The sequence below is a fragment of the Histidinibacterium aquaticum genome (assembly GCF_008710275.1).
GTDB classification, from domain to species: Bacteria; Pseudomonadota; Alphaproteobacteria; order Rhodobacterales; family Rhodobacteraceae; genus Oceanicola; species Oceanicola aquaticus.
Map to the genome: position 1 here is coordinate 614444 of NZ_VYQE01000003.1, position 18055 is coordinate 632498.

Annotated in this window: 21 protein-coding genes and 1 riboswitch; of the genes, 12 read left to right on the forward strand and 9 right to left on the reverse strand. The window is 69.3% G+C overall.

The features are described 5' to 3' along the window. Positions 1-94 precede the first annotated feature (94 nt). From F3S47_RS12485 to F3S47_RS12495, 3 genes are all read right to left on the reverse strand, one after another. Positions 95-760 (reverse strand): Hint domain-containing protein, encoded by a 666-nt coding sequence (locus tag F3S47_RS12485; RefSeq protein WP_191090172.1) that lies wholly within the window; start codon positions 758-760, stop codon positions 95-97. A gap of 141 nt (positions 761-901) precedes the next feature. Further along, positions 902-1555: a sulfotransferase family 2 domain-containing protein gene (locus F3S47_RS12490; RefSeq protein ID WP_150445584.1), complete on the reverse strand. Its 654-nt coding sequence runs from the start codon at positions 1553-1555 to the stop codon at positions 902-904. 7 nt (positions 1556-1562) lie between these two features. Then, positions 1563-2435, reverse strand: a complete 873-nt coding sequence (locus F3S47_RS12495; RefSeq protein WP_150445585.1) for a glycosyltransferase family protein — start codon at positions 2433-2435, stop codon at positions 1563-1565. A 107-nt stretch (positions 2436-2542) separates the two neighbouring features. Between F3S47_RS12495 and miaB the strand changes: the two genes are divergently transcribed. The 9 genes from miaB (at position 2543) to F3S47_RS12540 (ending at position 11453) form a co-directional block, all read left to right on the forward strand. Continuing rightward, on the forward strand, positions 2543-3844 hold the full coding sequence (miaB, locus tag F3S47_RS12500) for a tRNA (N6-isopentenyl adenosine(37)-C2)-methylthiotransferase MiaB (RefSeq protein ID WP_150445586.1): 1302 nt from the start codon (positions 2543-2545) through the stop codon (positions 3842-3844). A gap of 217 nt (positions 3845-4061) precedes the next feature. Next, positions 4062-4646, forward strand: coding sequence for an OmpA family protein (locus F3S47_RS12505; protein ID WP_223877814.1), 585 nt, complete (start codon positions 4062-4064; stop codon positions 4644-4646). Between the two features lie 4 nt (positions 4647-4650). Then, positions 4651-4968: a hypothetical protein gene (locus F3S47_RS12510; RefSeq protein WP_150445587.1), complete on the forward strand. Its 318-nt coding sequence runs from the start codon at positions 4651-4653 to the stop codon at positions 4966-4968. A gap of 142 nt (positions 4969-5110) precedes the next feature. Continuing rightward, complete coding sequence (locus tag F3S47_RS12515; protein WP_150445588.1) at positions 5111-6106, forward strand: PhoH family protein; 996 nt, start codon at positions 5111-5113, stop codon at positions 6104-6106. A gap of 5 nt (positions 6107-6111) precedes the next feature. After that, the gene (gene ybeY, locus F3S47_RS12520) at positions 6112-6600 is read left to right on the forward strand and encodes an rRNA maturation RNase YbeY (protein WP_150445589.1); all 489 of its coding nucleotides are present in this window, start codon (positions 6112-6114) and stop codon (positions 6598-6600) included. 54 nt (positions 6601-6654) lie between these two features. Then, positions 6655-7557, forward strand: a complete 903-nt coding sequence (locus F3S47_RS12525; RefSeq protein ID WP_150445590.1) for a hemolysin family protein — start codon at positions 6655-6657, stop codon at positions 7555-7557. 11 nt (positions 7558-7568) lie between these two features. After that, the gene (gene lnt, locus F3S47_RS12530) at positions 7569-9077 is read left to right on the forward strand and encodes an apolipoprotein N-acyltransferase (RefSeq protein WP_150445591.1); all 1509 of its coding nucleotides are present in this window, start codon (positions 7569-7571) and stop codon (positions 9075-9077) included. A gap of 13 nt (positions 9078-9090) precedes the next feature. After that, positions 9091-9138, forward strand: a riboswitch (SAM-SAH riboswitch). Between the two features lie 7 nt (positions 9139-9145). Next, the gene (metK, locus tag F3S47_RS12535; RefSeq protein ID WP_150445592.1) at positions 9146-10312 is read left to right on the forward strand and encodes a methionine adenosyltransferase; all 1167 of its coding nucleotides are present in this window, start codon (positions 9146-9148) and stop codon (positions 10310-10312) included. 148 nt (positions 10313-10460) lie between these two features. Beyond that, positions 10461-11453 carry a hypothetical protein gene (locus F3S47_RS12540; RefSeq protein WP_223877815.1) on the forward strand — a complete coding sequence of 331 codons (993 nt, stop codon included), beginning with the start codon at positions 10461-10463 and terminating at the stop codon, positions 11451-11453. A gap of 27 nt (positions 11454-11480) precedes the next feature. Here F3S47_RS12540 and F3S47_RS12545 read toward each other — a convergent pair whose 3' ends face one another. The 6 genes from F3S47_RS12545 to F3S47_RS12570 form a co-directional block, all read right to left on the reverse strand. Further along, positions 11481-12557 (reverse strand): hypothetical protein, encoded by a 1077-nt coding sequence (locus tag F3S47_RS12545; protein ID WP_150445594.1) that lies wholly within the window; start codon positions 12555-12557, stop codon positions 11481-11483. 67 nt (positions 12558-12624) lie between these two features. Beyond that, positions 12625-13257, reverse strand: coding sequence for a uracil phosphoribosyltransferase (gene upp, locus F3S47_RS12550; protein ID WP_150445595.1), 633 nt, complete (start codon positions 13255-13257; stop codon positions 12625-12627). Then, positions 13254-14243: an adenosine deaminase gene (locus F3S47_RS12555; RefSeq protein WP_150445596.1), complete on the reverse strand. Its 990-nt coding sequence runs from the start codon at positions 14241-14243 to the stop codon at positions 13254-13256. Before F3S47_RS12555 ends, upp begins: the two co-directional genes overlap by 4 nt. Before the next feature lie 54 nt (positions 14244-14297). Beyond that, positions 14298-15473 carry a phosphopentomutase gene (locus tag F3S47_RS12560; RefSeq protein ID WP_150445597.1) on the reverse strand — a complete coding sequence of 392 codons (1176 nt, stop codon included), beginning with the start codon at positions 15471-15473 and terminating at the stop codon, positions 14298-14300. Then, the gene (locus tag F3S47_RS12565) at positions 15470-16777 is read right to left on the reverse strand and encodes a thymidine phosphorylase (protein ID WP_150445598.1); all 1308 of its coding nucleotides are present in this window, start codon (positions 16775-16777) and stop codon (positions 15470-15472) included. The genes F3S47_RS12560 and F3S47_RS12565 overlap by 4 nt, the downstream gene beginning before the upstream one ends. Next, positions 16774-17166, reverse strand: coding sequence for a cytidine deaminase (locus F3S47_RS12570; protein WP_150445599.1), 393 nt, complete (start codon positions 17164-17166; stop codon positions 16774-16776). The genes F3S47_RS12565 and F3S47_RS12570 overlap by 4 nt, the downstream gene beginning before the upstream one ends. A gap of 121 nt (positions 17167-17287) precedes the next feature. Between F3S47_RS12570 and F3S47_RS19425 the strand changes: the two genes are divergently transcribed. The 3 genes from F3S47_RS19425 to F3S47_RS12585 all read left to right on the forward strand — a co-directional run bounded on the left by F3S47_RS19425 (position 17288) and on the right by F3S47_RS12585 (position 17974). Next, positions 17288-17491, forward strand: coding sequence for a DUF3072 domain-containing protein (locus tag F3S47_RS19425; RefSeq protein WP_191090173.1), 204 nt, complete (start codon positions 17288-17290; stop codon positions 17489-17491). After that, positions 17488-17691: a DUF3072 domain-containing protein gene (locus F3S47_RS12580; protein WP_150445601.1), complete on the forward strand. Its 204-nt coding sequence runs from the start codon at positions 17488-17490 to the stop codon at positions 17689-17691. Before F3S47_RS19425 ends, F3S47_RS12580 begins: the two co-directional genes overlap by 4 nt. A 70-nt stretch (positions 17692-17761) precedes the next feature. After that, positions 17762-17974, forward strand: coding sequence for a DUF3072 domain-containing protein (locus tag F3S47_RS12585; protein ID WP_150445602.1), 213 nt, complete (start codon positions 17762-17764; stop codon positions 17972-17974). The last annotated feature ends 81 nt before the right edge of the window (positions 17975-18055 follow it).

The window sequence follows — 18055 nt, forward strand, 5'->3', positions numbered from 1 at the left end:
TCGCCCGCGATGTCCCACGCCGCAGACGGAAAGGGCGCGCCCGCCGAGGGACGCGCCCGGGTGACGCTCATGGGAGAATGGGCGTCGAGTGCCGTCAGGCGACGGCGAAGCTCGCCTGGGAGGTCTCGGTCGGGGTAAACCCCTCTTCCGCGATCAGCGCTTCGACCAGCGCGTCGGCCTCGCCCATGCTGAGAACCTGGTACCGGGCTTCGGCCATGGCGGCCTGCAGCATGCTGCCGCCCACCGGGACGTGGAAAAGCGCGCCGAGGTTGCCGAAGACGATCTCCTCGCGGCCGGACTCGAAATCCAGGGTCACGATCCGCACGCTGCGGGTCGGCTTCACCCGGCTGATCCCGCGGTACATCTCCAGCGCGGCGGCCGGCAGCAGGGCGAAGGGGTCGCCGAAGACGTCCTCGGCGATGTCGCTCTCGATCAGCACGGCCTGGCCGGGGAGGATCGTGATCTCCTCGCGGTTGCCGAGCGCGCCTTCGGGCACGCGGAGCGGCCAGAGGTCGACGTCGTTCTCGGCCCCTGCCCAGACGTCGAAGACATGCACCCCGCGCAGGCGCTGAAGGCCCCCGTCGAAGGTCAGGACCTCGTCACCGGATTTCAGGTTTTCGACGGCGGTCCAGCCGCGGCCGGTCGCGACCTTCGTGCCCGCGAGAATGCCGGCCGTGCCCGGCTCGAGACGGTACTCGGTCTCGGGCCCGGTGCGCTCGTTCTCTCTGCGGTCTGTCGTCTCGGCGATCCAGCGGTACATGGCAGTGTCTCCGGCGTGCTTCAGAAGCAGCGGGCATGATTCCCGAGACCGGTTTTGGAGCACTTCGCGGCAATATTGGGGCATCGTCGCGGATCTGAGGGAAATCGGTCGGATAGCGGACGACTGTCCTCAAATGGACGATCAGTACACGTCAAAGGTGTAATCGAAGCGCTCGATATCTCCAAAAGTTAGCCTCTCGACCCGCTCCGCGTCCGAATCACTGTAGCAGGATCGCCAGTCCTCCGGCCGGTCGCTCGCGTTGGCCCGACCGATGCCCGGATCGAAGCCGAGGTGGTCCCGGAGGGGCGCGAGGTCCTCCTCGAGGTGCTCGAGCCGGATGTAGAGGTCCGCGCGCTCGCGCCCCGCGCCGTCCGTCATGTAGCTCGAATAGGGGCTCGCCCGGAGCGATGCCTCGGTCTGCGGGTGGGCGAGGAAGGCGCTGAAGTCAGTCCGCCGGGCGAGGGCGACTGCGGGATGGTCGAAGCTCTGCGCCCGCAGCCAGTGATAGTAGCTCACCATCCGGGCCCAGGGATTGCGGACGAGGGTGAAGACGAAGAGCCCGTCGAGCTCGTCGCGGTCGTAGAGCCCCTCGGCCTCGGCCACCGTCGAGTGCTTCCAGAGCCGGCCGGCGGTGCGGACCCCCTTCAGCCGTCCCTTGCGGCGTCGGGCCTTGGGCGTGTCGCCGACGAGCAGGTCGTCCGCCATGGCCCGCTTTTCCAGAGCCAGCGCCATGGAGGTGCCGCCGGTCTTGGGGATGTGGACGAAGAGATAGCGCCGCCCGCGGGAGAGGATCATCGCGCGGTCAGAACCATTGCCCGGGCTCCATCAGCCCGAGGTCGAGCAGCTGCCGCGACTCCCAGGAAAAGGCCGCGGAGTTGCGCCAGTGAAAATCGGGGATGTCGAAGGTCGAGCCGGGATTGCGCTTCAGCGCCTTCGCCGTGCGGAAGGAACAGACCGCTGCCGTCGGGCTGTGATGCCAGGGACAGGCGTAGGTGTTCATCTCCTCGTCCGAGAGCCGGTGGTCGGGCAGCAGCGTCAGCCCCGGCTTTGCGCGGAAGAGGGAAATGCGGTCGATGCGGCGGCGGTTCTTCGGGATGTGCTCCTCGAACCGCCAGCGCAGACCGCCGAAGAAGTCCATCTGCCGGTCGAGCCAGGCGTCGTCGCGGCCGGTCCGGTTCAGCGCGTAGTAGCCCGCCACATCGAGATGCGCGTCCTGGATGGAGACGGCGGAGGGATGGGCCTGCAGGTCGCGGGCGTAGAGGTCGACGACATAGGTCAGCACGGACTCGCGCCGCTCTTCCGTCGCGAAGGCGGCGAGTTCGCCCACGGTGCGCGTCTCGCAGAAGGGATAGAAGAGGTACTCGGCATTGTAGCCGTAGTGCATCCAGGTGCCGGGTGCGGCGGCGATGCAGGCGTTGACCACCCCGGTCAGCGCGTCCTCGGCCAGGGTGTCATGGTCGACCCGGTGCAGACGCTCTGCCTCCTGCGCCGAGATCCCGGCGCCGAAGTCGAAGGCGGGCGGGGCGAAGGCGACGATCGTCCGGAAGCCACGCGCGAGGTGATGGCGGAGCGTGCTGTCGACCTCGACCTCGTCCTCGACGAGGACGAGCGCCACCGGCCCCTGCTTCAGCGCGCCCGAGCGCAAAAAGCTCCTCAGATCCTCGTGATGCCGCATCTGCCGCCCGCGTTCCCCGTCCGCGCGGGAGGCTGCCCCGCCCGCCCCCGCATTGCAAGCGCGCGGCCCCTTCGGTAGAGACGCGCGGTGATTGCGGAGGACCGGACATGGCCACGCCCAGAAAGCTCTACATCAAGACCTACGGCTGTCAGATGAACGTCTACGACAGCGAGCGCATGGCCGAGGCCATGAACGGCTACGAGCGGACGGAGGATCCGGCCGAGGCCGACATGATCCTGCTGAACACCTGCCATATCCGCGAGAAGGCCGCGGAGAAGGTCTATTCCGAGCTGGGCCGGCTGAAGCCGCTCAAGACGGCGAAGCCCGACCTCAAGATCGGCGTGGCCGGCTGCGTCGCCCAGGCCGAGGGCGAGGAGATCATGGCGCGCCAGCCGCTGGTCGATCTCGTGGTCGGACCGCAGAGCTATCACCGCCTGCCCCAGCTCGAGGCGAAGGTCGCGAAGGGGGAGAAGGCGCTCGACACCGACTTTCCGCTCAAGGACAAGTTCGAGGACCTCAAGCGCCGCCCGAAGGCGAAGCGCGGGCCTACGGCCTTCCTCACCGTGCAGGAGGGCTGCGACAAGTTCTGCTCTTTCTGCGTGGTTCCCTATACGCGGGGCGCCGAAGTGAGCCGCCCGGCCGACCGCATTCTTCAGGAGGCGCGCGACCTGGTAGAGGCCGGGGTGCGCGAGATCACCCTGCTCGGCCAGAACGTGAACGCCTACCACGGCCACGATGGCGGCCTCGCTGGTCTGATCCGCGCGCTCTCGGAAGTGGACGGGCTCGACCGCATCCGCTTCACCACGAGCCATCCGAACGACATGGACGACGCCCTGATCGCGGCGCACGGCGACTGCGAGAAGCTGATGCCCTACCTGCACCTTCCGGTGCAGGCCGGCTCGGACCGCGTGCTCAAGGCCATGAACCGCAAGCACACCGCCGAGAGCTACGTCCGGCTGATCGAGCGGTTGCGGGCCGCGAGGCCGGACCTCGCGCTTTCGGGCGACTTCATCGTGGGCTTTCCCGGCGAGACCGAGGAGGACTTCGAGGCGACGCTGCGGCTCGTGGAAGAGGTGCGCTACGCCTCGGCCTTCTCCTTCAAGTACTCCCCCCGCCCCGGCACGCCCGCGGCCGAACGCGCCGATGTCGACGAGGACGTGAAATCCGAGCGTCTGCAGCGGCTGCAGGCGCTGCTCTCGGCCCAGCAGTCCGCAGCGCAGGAGGCCATGGTCGGCAAGGAGGTCGGCGTTCTCTTCGAGAAGCCCGGCCGGATGCCGGGCCAGATGGTGGGCAAGTCGGATCACCTGATGGCGGTCCACGCCGAGGCGCCGCAGCACCTCGCCGGGCAGATCGCCCGGGTGAGAATCACCGGAGCCGCGCCGCACTCCCTCGCCGGCGAACTGGTCTGACCACCTGACGTCGCGGCGGGATCGCGTCAGAAATCTGTCCTTTTTGAGGCCGGCTTCTGGATAGAGGCTCCGAGTCCTTGGGGTTGTTTCCCTTAAGTATACAATATCAAGGGAAACTTCTTTCAATGTGACCGGATTTCGTTAAAGGTCCGAACCCGGAGGCTCTCCCGATCGTGATCGGGAAGCCGATGACGAAAACGGATACGGGGTCGGAGCATTGGTCACATTCTTTACGAAACTGGCTGCGCGCACGGCGGCGCTAACGGCGGCCGCGGCGCTCGGGCTGGCGGCCTGGGCCGGCACCGCGGCGGCGCAGGATCGCATCACCGTGACCGGGCAGATCGAATGGGGCGTCTATGTCGACATGGACGGCTGCATGCACTGGTGGGCCGACGGCGGGCTCGAGGGCTACATGGTCACCCGCTTCCATCCGGAGACCGGCCGGCCCTACTGCCTCGACCGCAACACCTGCATGGTCGAGAACACAGACACGCTCTTCGCCACCGACAGCCACACGCTGACCCACTCGGGCCGCGCCCGGCTGGAGCAGTTCTTCCGCACCGCCAACGCCTTCTCCTATGCCATCTACGGGCATACCGACGAGCGGGCGAGCATGGAGTACAACCAGGCGCTGTCCGAGCGGCGCGCCCGGTCGGTGGCCGAGGTCGCCCGCTCCGTCGGTGCGGTCGTCGAGCGCCAGATCGGCTTCGGCGAGACCCGCCCCGTGGCCCAGGGCCACAACGAGCATGCCTGGCGGCAGAACCGCCGGGTCGAAGTCGTCTGCTACCGTCTGCCGGAGTAATAGAATGCGCATTGCACTCATCACGTCGCTTCTGCTGACCGCGGTAGCCGGCTGTACCGCCCAACCCGCGGAGGGTCCGCGCCTCATCGCGGTCGCCACGGACAGCGCCATCGTCAACCGCGACACGCTCGAGGACGAGCCCTTCGGCATCGCGGTGCTTCCCGACGGCTGCCAGGCCTGGATCGGCGACAACGCCGCCGAAGGCTACGCCGCGAACCGCTTCGATCCGCAGTCCGGCCTCCCGGTCTGCTCCGACCGGCTGCCGCCCGGCGCCGTGATCGGCAACATCCAGCAGACGGGCTTCCCCGACATCCTGCCGTAAGGTCGGAGGGAAATCCGAGATCAGGCCGCGGCATCGTCCGCGGCCTTTTTCATGCCGGTCGCGTGACAATCCGCCGTCCTCGCTTGCGCCCCCCTTCGCGAGTTGCGAACATGCACCCGAGGCACGAGCTCTGGAGACCCGTTTGGCCACGACCGCCCTGCCACCGTCCGCCGCCTCGCCGCTTGTCGAGACGGTTCTCGAATTCCCCGACAACTTCCTGCTGATCGACCTGTGCGGCGAGTACGACCGTAATCTCGCGGCGATCGAGGAGCGTCTCTCGGTGCAGATCCTGCGCCGGGGCAACCAGCTCTCGATCCTGGGCGAGCCGGACTCGCGTGCCGCCGCCGCGGATGTCCTCAACGGCCTCTACCAGAGGCTGGAGGCCGGCAAGACGGTCGAGCCCGCCGACATCGAGCGCGAGATGCGCATGGGCCCGGCGGAGGAGACCGCCGCCGAGCAGATGGAGATGTTCCAGGGCGGCCCCATCGAGATCAAGACGCGCAAGAAGCTGATCGAGCCGCGCACCGACGCGCAGAAGGCCTACGTGAAGTCGCTCTACGAGAAAGAGCTGGCCTTCGGCATCGGCCCCGCGGGCACCGGCAAGACCTACCTCGCCGTCGCCGTGGGCGTGAACATGTTCATCCGCGGCGAGGTCGAGCGCATCATCCTCTGCCGTCCCGCCGTCGAAGCGGGCGAGCGGCTCGGCTTTCTGCCCGGCACACAGGAGGAGAAGGTCGACCCCTACATGCAGCCGCTCTACGACGCGCTGAACGACTTTCTCCCCGGCAAGCAGCTCGCGAAGCTGAAGGAAGAGAAGGCCATCGAGATCGCGCCGCTCGCCTTCATGCGGGGCCGGACTCTGAGCCGCGCCTTCGTGGTGCTCGACGAGGCCCAGAACGCCACGACCATGCAGATGAAAATGTTCCTCACCCGCCTGGGCGAGGGCTCTCGCATGGTCGTCACCGGCGACCGCAGCCAGGTCGACCTGCCGCGCGGCGTGGTCTCGGGCCTGCACGACGCGGAGCGTCTGCTGTCCGGCATCGAAAAGATCGGCTTCAACTACTTCACCTCGAAGGACGTGGTCCGGCACCCGCTCGTCGCCGCGATCATCGAGGCCTACGAGGCGGATGCCTCCTGAACGCCATGCCGGTTGACGTCATCGCCGAGGACGACCGCTGGGCGGCCATCCCGCTGGAAGAGATCTCCGAGCGCGCCGCCAGTGCGACCCTGGAGCGCCTCGGCCTGGAGCCCTCGGCCTGGGAGGTCGCGCTGCTGGCCTGCGACGATGCCCGCATCGCCGATCTCAACGGCCAGTTCCGCGGCCGGGCCGCTCCGACCAACGTCCTCTCCTGGCCGAGCGAAGAGCGGGGCGCAGCCATTCCGGGCGAGACCCCGCACGCGCCTGACCTGACCGACCCCGAGCTCGGAGACATCGCCATGGCCTTCGAGACCTGCGAGCGGGAAGCCCGCGAGATGGGCAAGGACCTGCCCACGCATGTGACGCATCTTGTCGTTCATGGGATTTTGCATCTTTTGGGCTACGATCACGTCCGTGACGAAGATGCCGCTCTGATGGAGGGGCTCGAATCAGAGATACTTGGCAAACTGGGGTTGCCGGACCCATATGGGTGACGATGTTTAGGCAGGTCTCGGGATTGGCCCGGGCCCGCATGATGGTAGGAGACAATGGGAGATACGACCGAAGGGTCGCCTGGTGCGGCGCAGAGCGCGCAGCCCGACCCTGACAGCGGAGCCGACGACGCGCAGACGCGCGGCTTCTTCGCCCGCATTTTCGAAGCGCTTTCGCCCGGTGACGACGCGTTGGCGCCCTATTCCAACGGACATGGACTGAGCGCGGCCGCCGGCCCGATCCTCGGCATGGCGAACCTTCGCCGCATGAGGGTCGAGGACGTGTCGATCCCGCAGGCGGACATCCATGCCGTCTCGATCGAGGCCACGAAGGACGAACTCGTCGCCGCCTTCCGCAAGAGCGGCAAGACACGGCTTCCGGTCTTCGAGGGGACGATCGATACGCCCGTGGGCATCGTGAACCTCAAGGACTTCGCGTTGAAGTACGGCTTCAACGGCAACGGGCAGGAGATCGACCTCAAGGCGATGCTGCGCCCGCTCCTCTATGTCCCGCCCTCCATGCCGCTCGGCGTTCTCCTGCAGAAGATGCAGGCCGAACGGATCCACATGGCCCTGGTGATCGACGAGTACGGCGGCACCGACGGGCTGGTGACGATCGAGGACCTGCTCGAACAGGTCGTCGGCGACATCGAGGACGAGCACGACATCGACGAGGCCCGTCAGTGGACGCGCGAACGCGAGGGCGTCTACCTCGTCCGCGCCAAGACCCCGCTGGACGAGTTCGAGTCCGAGATCGGCCTGAGCCTCACCGACCACGAAGAGATCGACGAGGAAGAGATCGACACGATCGGCGGTCTCATCTTCATGCTCGCCGGACGGGTCCCCGCCCGGGGCGAGGTCGTGCTGCACCCCACAGGGGTGGAATTCGACGTGATCGACGCCGATCCGCGCCGGATCAAGCGGGTCCGTGTCCGCCTCCCCGAGGCACGGGACCACTGAGCGGCCAAGGCGTGCGGGACCGCCTCTGGACAGGATCGCCGTGGCGCAGGCGCGCCGCGGCGCTTGGCCTCGGGGCTGTCGCCGCACTGGGGCAGGCCCCCTTCGGCCTCTGGGCCGCGACCCTGGTCGCCCTTGCCTTCGCGCTCTGGATCGCGCCACGGGCCCCCTCTGGCCGCGCCGCCGCGGGCTTCGGCTGGTGGCTGGGCACGGGGTACTTCCTCGTCGCGCTGCACTGGATCGTCGAGCCATTCCTCGTCGACATCGGGCGGCATGGCTGGATGGCCCCTTTCGGCCTGCTCTTCATGGCCGGCGGCATGGCGCTATTCTGGGGCGCGGCAGGCCCGGCGGCCCGTCGCGGGCCCCTCGCCTTCGCCCTCGCGCTGGCCCTCGCCGAATACCTTCGCTCCGTGATCCTCACGGGCTTTCCCTGGGCGCTTCTCGGGCACATCTGGATCGACACCCCGGTGCGTCACCTCGCCGCCTTCGTCGGGCCCCACGGCCTCACGGCCGTCACCCTTGTCCTCGCCGCGATCCCGGCCGCCCTGCCCCACCGCTGGCCCTGGCGCGCGGGCGTCGGGCTCACCGGGGCGGCGGTGGTGCTCGGCGGATCGTCCCTCTGGCAGACCACGATGCCAGCGCCCGGGCCCGATCCCGAGGCCCCGATGGTCAGGATCGTCCAGCCCAACGCCCCCCAGGATGAGAAATGGCAGCCCGGTCGGGCGCAGTTCTTCTTCGAGCGCGCCCTGAGGCTGACCTCGGACGACGGTCCCGCCGACCTCGTGGTCTGGCCCGAGACCTCGGTTCCCTGGTCGCTCGGCTACGCTCAGGATGCGCTCGATCTCGTGACGGAGGCCGCGGGCGGTGCCCCGGCGGTGGTAGGGATCCAGAGGATCGAGGGCCCGCGCTATTACAATTCGCTCGTTGTGCTGGGCCCGAACGCCGAGGTCACCGAACTCTACGACAAGTCCCACCTGGTGCCCTTTGGAGAGTACATCCCCTTCGGCGAGGTCTTCGGCCGCTTCGGCATCCGCGGGCTCGCCAGCAACGAGGGCGGCGGCTATTCGGCGGGCCCCGGCGGACGCACGATCCAGCTGCCCGGCATCGGCGCTGCGCTGCCCCTCATCTGTTACGAGGGCATATTCGCCGAGGAGGTCGGCGCGGTGGAGCCTCGGCCCCGGCTTATGCTGCTCATCACCAATGACGCCTGGTTCGGACGCTTCTCGGGTCCCTACCAGCATCTCGCCCAGGCCCGGCTTCGCGCAGTCGAACAGGGGCTTCCGATGGTCCGCGCCGCCAACACCGGCGTTTCCGCGATGATCGACGCCCGGGGCCGCGTGTTGGAGAGCATTCCCCTCGGCGAGACCGGCGCGCGGGACGTGGCCCTGCCGCCCGCCCTGCCGCCCACGCTCTACGCGCGGACCGGGGACTGGTGGGTCGTTGGTGCCCTGCTGGCCGCACTCGCGCTGGCGCTTTCACGACGTTCGTCGATTGCGATTGACGCCACCCGGAAGTCGCCGTAGCCGAAGGGAATTATCGCTGTCACAACGGCTTCCTGGCGTGGCAGTCAGACCCAACGGAGCGCTCCCAAATGTCCCGACAGAACTACATCTTCACCTCGGAGTCCGTCTCCGAGGGCCACCCTGACAAGGTCTGCGACCGCATTTCCGACGCCGTGCTCGACGCCTTCCTCGCCGAGGAGGCGAATGCCCGCGTCGCCTGCGAGACCTTTGCCACGACCGACATGGTGGTGATCGGCGGCGAGGTCGGACTCGCCGACGCCGGGCGGCTGAAGCAGAAGATCGAGGACATCGAGCGCATCGCGCGCGACTGCATCCGCGACATCGGTTACGAGCAGGACAAGTTCCACTGGCAGACCTGCCAGGTCCAGAACGTCCTGCACGAGCAGTCCGCCCACATCTGGCAGGGCGTCGAGAAGGACGGCGCGGGCGACCAGGGCATCATGTTCGGCTACGCCACGAACGAGACGCCCGAGCTCATGCCGGCGCCGATCCTCTACTCACACGCCATCCTCAAGCGCCTCGCGGAGGTGCGGAAATCCGGCCAGGAGCCGACCCTCGGCCCCGACGCCAAGAGCCAGGTCTCCCTGCGCTACGAGAACGGCAAGCCGGTCGCGGTGCAGAGCATCGTTCTCTCGACCCAGCACACGGACGAGAGCCAGAGCTCGGACGACATCCGCGCCATCGTCGAGCCCTACATCCGCGAGATCCTCCCGCCCGAGTTCCTGACCGACGAGACCGAGTGGTGGGTGAACCCGACCGGCACCTTTGTCATCGGCGGCCCCGACGGGGACGCGGGTCTCACGGGCCGCAAGATCATCGTCGATACCTACGGTGGCGCTGCGCCCCATGGCGGCGGCGCCTTCTCGGGCAAGGACCCGACCAAGGTGGACCGCTCGGCGGCCTACGCCGCGCGCTACCTTGCCAAGAACGTCGTCGCCGCAGGCCTCGCCGAGCGCTGCACGCTGCAGCTCTCCTACGCCATCGGAGTGGCCAAGCCGCTCTCGATCTACGTCGACACGCATGGCACCGGCGACGCCGAAGCCGCGGCGATCGAGGCGGCGATCCCGAAGGTCATGGACCTGACCCCGCGCGGCATCCGCGAGCATCTGCAGCTCAACCGGCCGATCTACGAGCGCACGGCGGCCTACGGCCACTTCGGCCGCGCGCCGGAAGAGGACGGCGGCTTCTCCTGGGAGCGCACGGATCTCGCCGACGCGCTCGCCCGCGAGATCTGAGACCCGCGAACCAAGACGGGCGGCGGGGCGGCCCCGCCCCGCCCTGCAGACGCACCCTGTCCAGCCGGTCCGGATTGACGTATGATCCGCCGAAACGGCAGGCAGAGCAGTGGCCGACAGAGTAACCGCGTTAAAACAGTATGCCCGGTTGGAGAGTACCGGGCTCTGGCGTCCCGACCCGGACGCCCAACGGCGCGATGTCATCGTCTCCTTCGGGGAAGCCACGCTCGTCGTCTCCGACGGCTCCGGGCGCGCGCTGACCCACTGGTCGCTGCCCGCCATCGAGCGGCTCAATCCCAAGGATTTCCCCGCGCTCTACGCCCCGGACACCGAGGGGCTCGAGACGCTCGAGATCGCCGAGGAGGACATGATCGATGCCATCGAACGTGTCCGACGGGTGGTCGCGCGCTCTCGGCCCCGGCCGGGACGGCTCCGCGTCGTCGGCGTCGCGCTCTCCATCGCAGCGGTCCTCGCGCTCGGGGTATTCTGGCTCCCCGGTGCACTGATCGAGCAGACGTTGGCCGCCGTGCCTGCCGCGAAACGGTCGGAGATCGGCGCGACGGTCCTCGGCCACCTGCAGCGCCTGACCGGTCCCGCCTGCCGTTCTCCCGCAGGACAGCAGGCCCTTTCCGAGCTTCGGACGCGGGTGCTCGGGCCCGGAGCCGGCGGGCAGCTGATCGTGCTGCCCTCCGGCCAGGTCGGCTCGCTCTACCTGCCCGGCGGGATCATCGCCCTGGGCCGTCCGCTGGTCGAGGAGGTGGAGGATCCCACCGTCACGGCTGGCCATGTCCTGGCCACCGCGGCGCAGGTGCAGGTCCGCGATCCGCTCGAAGCCATCCTGCGCGAGGCCGGGCTGCGGGCGACCTTCCGGCTCTTCACCACCGGCGACCTGCCGCCGGAGACGCTCTCGACACACGCGGAGACGATCCTGGCCGCGCCGCCCCCTCCGCCCGACGCCGAGGTGCTTCTTCCGCTCTTCGAGGCGGCCGAGTTGCCGGTCCGGCCCTATGCCTATTCGCGGGACGAGACCGGGGAAAGCGTCCTGCCTCTCATCGAGGCCGACCCGATGGAGGGCCGCGACGTGCCGCTCGTCATGCGCGACAGCGACTGGGTGGCGCTTCAGAACATCTGCGGCGGCTGACGCGGGTCACCCTTTGGGGCGGTCCGCTCAGAACGGCCGGACGTACCCGCGGTAGGGATTGATCCGCCCGTCCTCCCAGACCCGCTGGTAGCCGGGAGGCGGCGCGGGAATGGACCGCGCGATCGCGACCGGATTGGCGACGGAGACAGGCTGCCCCGCCTCGGGGGCGGCGGTAAAGAAGACATTCCGGGTCGCAACACGCACCTCGCCCGGCGGGTTCGAGGCCGGGATGTCGCCAGCAACTGAGACGCCGGACCAGGGAGCGCAATCCACAGGCGCGCCGATCCGCGCGAGGTAGGAGATGGCCTCGGCACTGAGGCCGGGACATGTCGCGGCCGGAGCGGCGGGCTGCGGAACCGGGCTGCCGGCCTGCCCGGCGGTGACCGGAGCCGAGGGCGCCACCGGGGCCGTCGGCTGCGGCGCGGGCGCCTGCACGACGGTCGGCGCGGGCGCCCGGACCACCTGCGGCGCGGGGTCGGTGTCGCAGACCACGGGCTGACCGGTGGTCCGGTTCAGGAAGCTCTCTCCGGTCGTCTCGATCCGCGCGCAGATCGTCTGTCGCGACACCCGGATCGCTCCATCCGGGCCCGGCGCGGGCAGGCCGGCGAAGCGGCGGGGGGCCTCGGCCGGAACTGACACCGGCTGACCGTCGGGCGTCACCCGGTTGATCTGGGGCGAGGGCCGGCTCGGCGCGGCGCTCTGTGCAGCGGTCTCGACCACGCGCGGGGCGGCGGTCGGGGCCGGGGGCGTCTCGGCGACCTGCCGGACCGGCGTCTCCGCCGGGGCCGGTGCATCGGCCTCGGTCACGATGCGCGGTTCGGGTGCGGCGGGGGCCCGGGGGCCCGGCGTGTTCGTGGGCTGGAACCCGCAGAGCGGCTGCCGTTCGCGGTTCACCCGGGGGATCCAGTTGGTCGCCCCGCCAATGCCCGCGCGCACGAAGGCGCAGCCACGGCTGTCGATGTACTGCCCGCCCTCGTAGCCCGCTGGCGGAGCGGGTTGAGGCCCGCCCACGTCGGAGAGGCTCTGCGCCGAGGCCGAATTGGCCCCGGCCAAGCCCGCGAAACCGGCAACGGCGAGCGCCAGGAACACGCTGGATGTCTGCATCGAAGCCCCCAAGGCGTTTGCCCGGAGGATGCAGGACAGACTGTTTCTTGTAAAGTGACGCCGGGGCTTATTTCGTACCGAACATTCGGTCACCCGCATCCCCTAGCCCGGGGACAATATATCCACGGTCGTCGAGATAATTGTCCACAGCTGCTGTGACGATCGGGACGTCGGGGTGCGCCTCCTTCATCCGCTGCACGCCTTCGGGCGCCGCAAGCAGGCAGAGGAACCGGATGTTCGTCGCCCCGGCCTGCTTGATGAGGTCGATGGCCGCCGCCGACGAGTTGCCGGTCGCCAGCATCGGGTCGACGGCGATGACGAGACGATCCTCGAGGCCGGAGGGCAGCTTGCAGTAGTATTGCACCGGCTGGAGCGTCTCCTCGTCGCGGTAGAGGCCGACGAAGCCCACCCGGGCCGCCGGTATCAGGTCGAGCACGCCGTCCAGCAGGCCGTTGCCCGCCCGCAGGATCGAGACCAGCGCCATCTTCTTGCCCTCGATCGCCGGAGCGTCCATCGGCTCGAGCGGCGTCTCGATGTGCTTCGTGGTCATCGGCAGTTCGCGGGTGATCTCGTAGGCCAGCAGGTGGCTGATCTCGCGCAGGAGCCGGCGGAAGGAGTTGGTCGATGTGTCCTTCTCGCGCATGAGCGTGAGCTTGTGCTGCACCAGCGGGTGGTCGACGACGGTCAGATGCTCGGTCATGGGCGGTCCTTCAGCTTGGCGCGGATACGGTCCTTCGTCTCCGCGTCGCAGAAGGCGGCGTCAAGGGCCACATGGGTGAGTTCGGCGAAGTCCTCTTCGCCCCATCCGAAGGCGCGCTCCAGCCCCTCGAACTCGCGGGTCATCGTGGTGTGGAAGAACGGCGGGTCGTCGGTGGAGACGGTCACCTTCACGCCGCGCTCGCGCAGCCGCGCGATGGGGTGCTTCGGCCAGTCCCCGGTGGCCTTGAGCACCACGTTGGAGCCGGGGCAGACCTCCAGCACCACGCCGTCCTCGGCAAGCCGGTCGACGAGGGCGAGATCGCGGATCGCGTTGACGCCGTGACCGATCCGCTCGACTCCGAGATCGGTCAGAGTATCGGCAACCATGTCGGGCCCGCCCCATTCGCCCGCGTGGCAGGTCAGGTGCAGGCCGGCCTCCCGCGCGCAGTCGAACGCCCAGCGGTAGTCCTTGGGCCGACCCACCTGTTCGGCGCCGGCCATGCCGAAGCCGCGCAGGAACGTGCCCTGCGTCTCGGCGGCGCAGATCGCCGGGGCGCGCGACTTCTCCGGGCCGAAATGCCGGATGCAGGTCACGATGCCGCGCAGGGTGATGCCGAACTTGCGCTCGCCCTCCTCCGCCGCGCTCTCGATCGCCGCGAGATAGTCGCGCCAGGCGCCCACGTCCCCTCCGCCGCAGAAATCGGGGGAGAGGAAGGTCTCGGAATAGACCACCCCGTGCGAGGCGCTCTCCTCCAGCACGGCGAGGGTCAGGCGGTGGTAGTCCTCCGGCGTCTTCAGGACGGTGCAGGCGGCCTCGTAGACCTGAAGGAAATGCTCGAAGCCGCGGTAGGCGTAGCCTCCGTCCTCGGTGAAGACCGCGGAAAGGTCGGTGCCCTTCTCCTGCGCGAGGCCGCGGATGAAGGCGGGCGGTGCGGCGCCCTCGTGGTGCAGGTGCAGCTCTACCTTGGGAAAGTCGCGCCAGGTCATCGGAGGGTCCTTCGTGTCTATCGTGGGCGGGGACCGTCTAGCGCCGATCACCGCTCAGAGGAAGGAGGTCCCCGGCCCCTGCGACGGGACGTTCAGATGCGCGGCGACCGAAGCGGCGACGTCGGAGAAGGCGAGCAGCCCCAGCTCGCGCCGGCCGATCCCGTGGCACAGCACCGGCACCCGCTCGCGCGTGTGGTCGGTGCCGACCCAGGTCGGGTCGTTGCCGTGATCCGCCGTGACGATGAGCAGGTCGTCCTCCCGCAGCCCCTCGATCAGCCGGCCCAGCTCGGCGTCGAACCACTCCAGGTGGCCCTTGTAGCCCTCGGGGTCGCGGCGGTGGCCGTAGAGGCTGTCGAACTCGACGAAGTTGGCGAAGACCAGCGCACCGTCGGCGGCCTCGCCCGAAAGGTCGTGCAGGTGGCCCATGAGCGTCCGGTCGTCGCCCTTGCGGACCTCGTCGATGCCGCGCATCGAGAAGATGTCGCCGATCTTGCCGACCGCATGCACCGGCTGCCCTGCGCCCTGCACCCAGTCACAGAGCGTGGGTTCCGGCGGCGCGAGGGCGAAGTCCTTGCGGTTCTGGGTACGGCGGAAGTCTCCGGGCTCGCCCACGAAGGGCCGCGCGATGACCCGCCCCACGTTCATGCCGTGCAGCGTCGGCGCCAGGTCCTTGCAGAGCTTCAGCAGCCGCTCGAGACCGAAGTGCTCCTCGTGCGCGGCGATCTGGAAGACGCTGTCGGCGGAGGTGTAGCAGATCGGCCAGCCGGTCTCGATATGGCGCTCGCCCTCCTCCTCGATGATCGCGGTGCCGGGGGCGTGGCGGTTGCCGAGGATGTCGTCGGTGCCCGCGAGGCGGCAGACCTCGGCAACCAGGTCATCCGGGAAACAGGGATGCGTGTCGGGAAAGGTGTGCCACTCCCACGGCACCGGCACTCCGGCGAGCTCCCAGTGGCCCGAGGGCGTGTCCTTGCCGCGGCTGGTCTCCGTGGCCGCGCCCCAGGCGCCCCGCGGATTCGCGTCGAAGCCGCAGTCGTCGACGCCGGAGGCGAGGCGCAGGGCGGCACCGAGGCCCAGCCGCTCCATCACCGGCACCGAAAGGCCCACGGCCTCGGCGATGTGGCCCACGGTGTTCGCGCCGCTGTCGGGCGTCTTGCCGTTGAAGTAGTCGCCGGCATCCGGCGCGCCGCCGATGCCCACGCTGTCGATGACGATGAGAAAGGCGCGGCTCATGGGTCGATCCGTCCTCTGAGGAGGGGCGCGGTCTCGGGGGATGCGCCCAAGGTGATGGCCGAGAGGATGCGATGCGCGGCGCGCTCGGCCTCCTCCTCGGTCCGGGCATGGAGCGTGCAGAGCGGGTCGCCGCGGGCGACCTCGGTGCCCAGCGGCAGGACGTCGGAGAGGCCGACCGAGGGGTCGACGCGGTCGCTCTCGACCTGCCGACCGCCGCCGAGGCCCACGACTGCGAGACCCAGCGCCTCGCCGTCGATGGCGGCGACGTGGCCGGCCTCCGGGGCGGGAACCTCGCCGACCACGGGCGCCGCGGGCAGGTGCGTGCGCCAGTCGACCTCCATGTCGGGCGGTCCGCCGAGTTCGGCGACCATGCGGGCGAAATGGCTCATGGCGCGTCCCGAGGAAATCGCCTCGGCGATCTGCTCCTCCGCCTCGCCCTCGGCCTGTCCCGCGAGCGCCAGCAGGCGACCGCCCAGCGCGACGGTCAGGTCGTGAAGGCGCGGCGCGGCGAGCCGGTTGCCGGAGAGCACCTCCATCGAGACGGCGACCTCCAGCGCGTTGCCGAGCGAGGGCGCGAGCGGCTGGTCCATGTCCGTGACGAGCGCGGCGGTCGGACAGCCCGCGCCGTTGGCGGTGTCCACGAGGCTGCGGGCAAGAGCCGTCGCATCCTCTTCCGTCTTCATGAAGGCGCCGGAGCCTGTCTTCACGTCGAGGACTAGGCCCTCCAGCCCCGCGGCGAGCTTCTTGCTGAGGATCGAGGCCGTGATGAGGTCGATCGATTCCACCGTCGCGCTCACGTCGCGCACGGCGTAGAGGCGACGGTCGGCGGGCGCGATGCGGCCCGTGGCGCCGACGATGGCGCAGCCGGTGGCGCGGACCACGCGGGAGAGCTCCGCCTCCTCGATCTGGACGCGGACGCCGGGGATGGACTCCATCTTGTCGAGCGTGCCGCCCGTGTGGCCGAGCCCCCGGCCCGAGATCATGGGCACGTAGACCCCGCAGGCCGCCAGCGCCGGGGCGAGGACGAGGCTCACGCAGTCCCCCACCCCGCCGGTCGAATGCTTGTCGAGCACCGGCCCGGGCAGGTCCCAGTCCAGCACGTCGCCCGAATCGCGCATCGCCAGCGTCAGGGCGACGCGCGCCGGATCGGCGAGCCCGTTGAGGTAGACCGCCATGGCGAAGGCCCCGGCCTGGGCGTCGCTCACTTCTCCCGAGGCGAGCCCCCGCGCGAACCAGGCGAGATCGTCGCGCGACGGCGCCTCGCCCTCGCGGACGGCATGGATGACGGAACGGGCGTCGGTCACGTCCGGCTCATCTGCGCCGCGTCGAAGACACCCGGAAGCAGGGCACCGATGGTGGTCTCCTGCACGGTCCCATCGGTATTGGCGAGCGTGACCTTCACGTCCTCCGCGCCGAACTCCGCCAGCTTCTGGCGGCAGCCGCCGCAGGGAGAGACCGGCACCGGGCTGTCGGCGATCACCGCGATCTCGGCGATCTCCTTCTCACCGGCGGCGACCATCGCGGCGATGGCCCCGGCCTCGGCGCATGTGCCTTCCGGGTAGGCCACGTTCTCGACGTTGCAGCCGACGTAGACACCGCCGCCCGCCCCCCGGATCGCGGCGCCGACCTTGAAGCCGGAATAGGGCACGTGGGCGTTCTCCCGCACCGCGCGGGCGTCGTCGATCAGCGACATGGGCATCTCCTCGGGCAGTGACCCAATCGTGAATCGCGGGCCCGGGGATGGCAAGGGCCCACGGGGAACCCCGCGCGGCGTCATCGGGTTGACCGGGCGATACCTCAAGGAGGTCCCAAGGATGATACCCCCCACCGCGAAACCCGTTCTCGACGAACCCGAAGCCGAAACCGAAGAGGGCCCCGACGCGCCCATGACAGAGGATCAGGCGCGCGAGCTGCGCGCGCTCTGCGAGGAGCTGGGCGAGGAGTTCGACACCAGCCTCACCGAGCGCCAGGCCAACGCCCGCATCGACGCCCTGAAAGAGCGGAAGGAGCAGTCATGAGCACCAACATCCAGCCGGTCCGCGGCATCTTCGACGCGATCCAGCGAGACGAATTCGGGCCGAACGACGACATGACGCCGGAACAGGCCGCCCGCCTGCGCGAGCTCGCCGACAAGACCGGCGAGCCGATGGACGGCAACCTGACCAAGCTCCAGGCGCAGAAGCGCATCGCCGCGCTCGAGGAGCAGGTTAAGGAGTGATGCCGCGCCGCGGAGGGAACCCCCGACCCTCCGCGGCGTTTTTCATGAGAACATTAGGGGAACAAGTTCCATGACCGACCGACCGAAAGTTGAGACCCCCGGCAATGCCGACAAGCCCGTCGAGAGCTGGACCACCGGCGACGAGGCGATGACAGGGGCGCAGGCCTCCTACCTCAAAACGCTTTGCGAAGAGGCGGGAGAGACCTTCGACGACAGCCTGAGCAAGGCCGAGGCCTCGCGCCGGATCGACGCCCTGCAGGCGGAGACCGGGCGCGGCCAATAGCGCAAGCTTCATTTGCCAAGCCGCCCCGGCGGGAGTAAGCCCTCCGCCAATGGTTTAACGTTAAACCATTCTCGGAGGGAC

Excerpts from the sequence above, each read along its gene's own strand:
- F3S47_RS12485 (WP_191090172.1), bottom strand. The coding sequence starts at position 760 with ATGTACCGCTGGATCGCCGAGACGACAGACCGCAGAGAGAACGAGCGC.
- F3S47_RS12490 (WP_150445584.1), bottom strand. The coding sequence starts at position 1,555 with ATGATCCTCTCCCGCGGGCGGCGCTATCTCTTCGTCCACATCCCCAAG.
- F3S47_RS12495 (WP_150445585.1), bottom strand. The coding sequence starts at position 2,435 with ATGCGGCATCACGAGGATCTGAGGAGCTTTTTGCGCTCGGGCGCGCTG.
- miaB (WP_150445586.1), top strand. The coding sequence starts at position 2,543 with ATGGCCACGCCCAGAAAGCTCTACATCAAGACCTACGGCTGTCAGATG.
- F3S47_RS12510 (WP_150445587.1), top strand. The coding sequence starts at position 4,651 with ATGCGCATTGCACTCATCACGTCGCTTCTGCTGACCGCGGTAGCCGGC.
- ybeY (WP_150445589.1), top strand. The coding sequence starts at position 6,112 with ATGCCGGTTGACGTCATCGCCGAGGACGACCGCTGGGCGGCCATCCCG.
- F3S47_RS12525 (WP_150445590.1), top strand. The coding sequence starts at position 6,655 with ATGGGAGATACGACCGAAGGGTCGCCTGGTGCGGCGCAGAGCGCGCAG.
- metK (WP_150445592.1), top strand. The coding sequence starts at position 9,146 with ATGTCCCGACAGAACTACATCTTCACCTCGGAGTCCGTCTCCGAGGGC.
- F3S47_RS12545 (WP_150445594.1), bottom strand. The coding sequence starts at position 12,557 with ATGCAGACATCCAGCGTGTTCCTGGCGCTCGCCGTTGCCGGTTTCGCG.
- upp (WP_150445595.1), bottom strand. The coding sequence starts at position 13,257 with ATGACCGAGCATCTGACCGTCGTCGACCACCCGCTGGTGCAGCACAAG.
- F3S47_RS12555 (WP_150445596.1), bottom strand. The coding sequence starts at position 14,243 with ATGACCTGGCGCGACTTTCCCAAGGTAGAGCTGCACCTGCACCACGAG.
- F3S47_RS12560 (WP_150445597.1), bottom strand. The coding sequence starts at position 15,473 with ATGAGCCGCGCCTTTCTCATCGTCATCGACAGCGTGGGCATCGGCGGC.
- F3S47_RS12570 (WP_150445599.1), bottom strand. The coding sequence starts at position 17,166 with ATGTCGCTGATCGACGACGCCCGCGCGGTGCGGGAGAACGCCCACGTG.
- F3S47_RS19425 (WP_191090173.1), top strand. The coding sequence starts at position 17,288 with ATGATACCCCCCACCGCGAAACCCGTTCTCGACGAACCCGAAGCCGAA.
- F3S47_RS12580 (WP_150445601.1), top strand. The coding sequence starts at position 17,488 with ATGAGCACCAACATCCAGCCGGTCCGCGGCATCTTCGACGCGATCCAG.
- F3S47_RS12585 (WP_150445602.1), top strand. The coding sequence starts at position 17,762 with ATGACCGACCGACCGAAAGTTGAGACCCCCGGCAATGCCGACAAGCCC.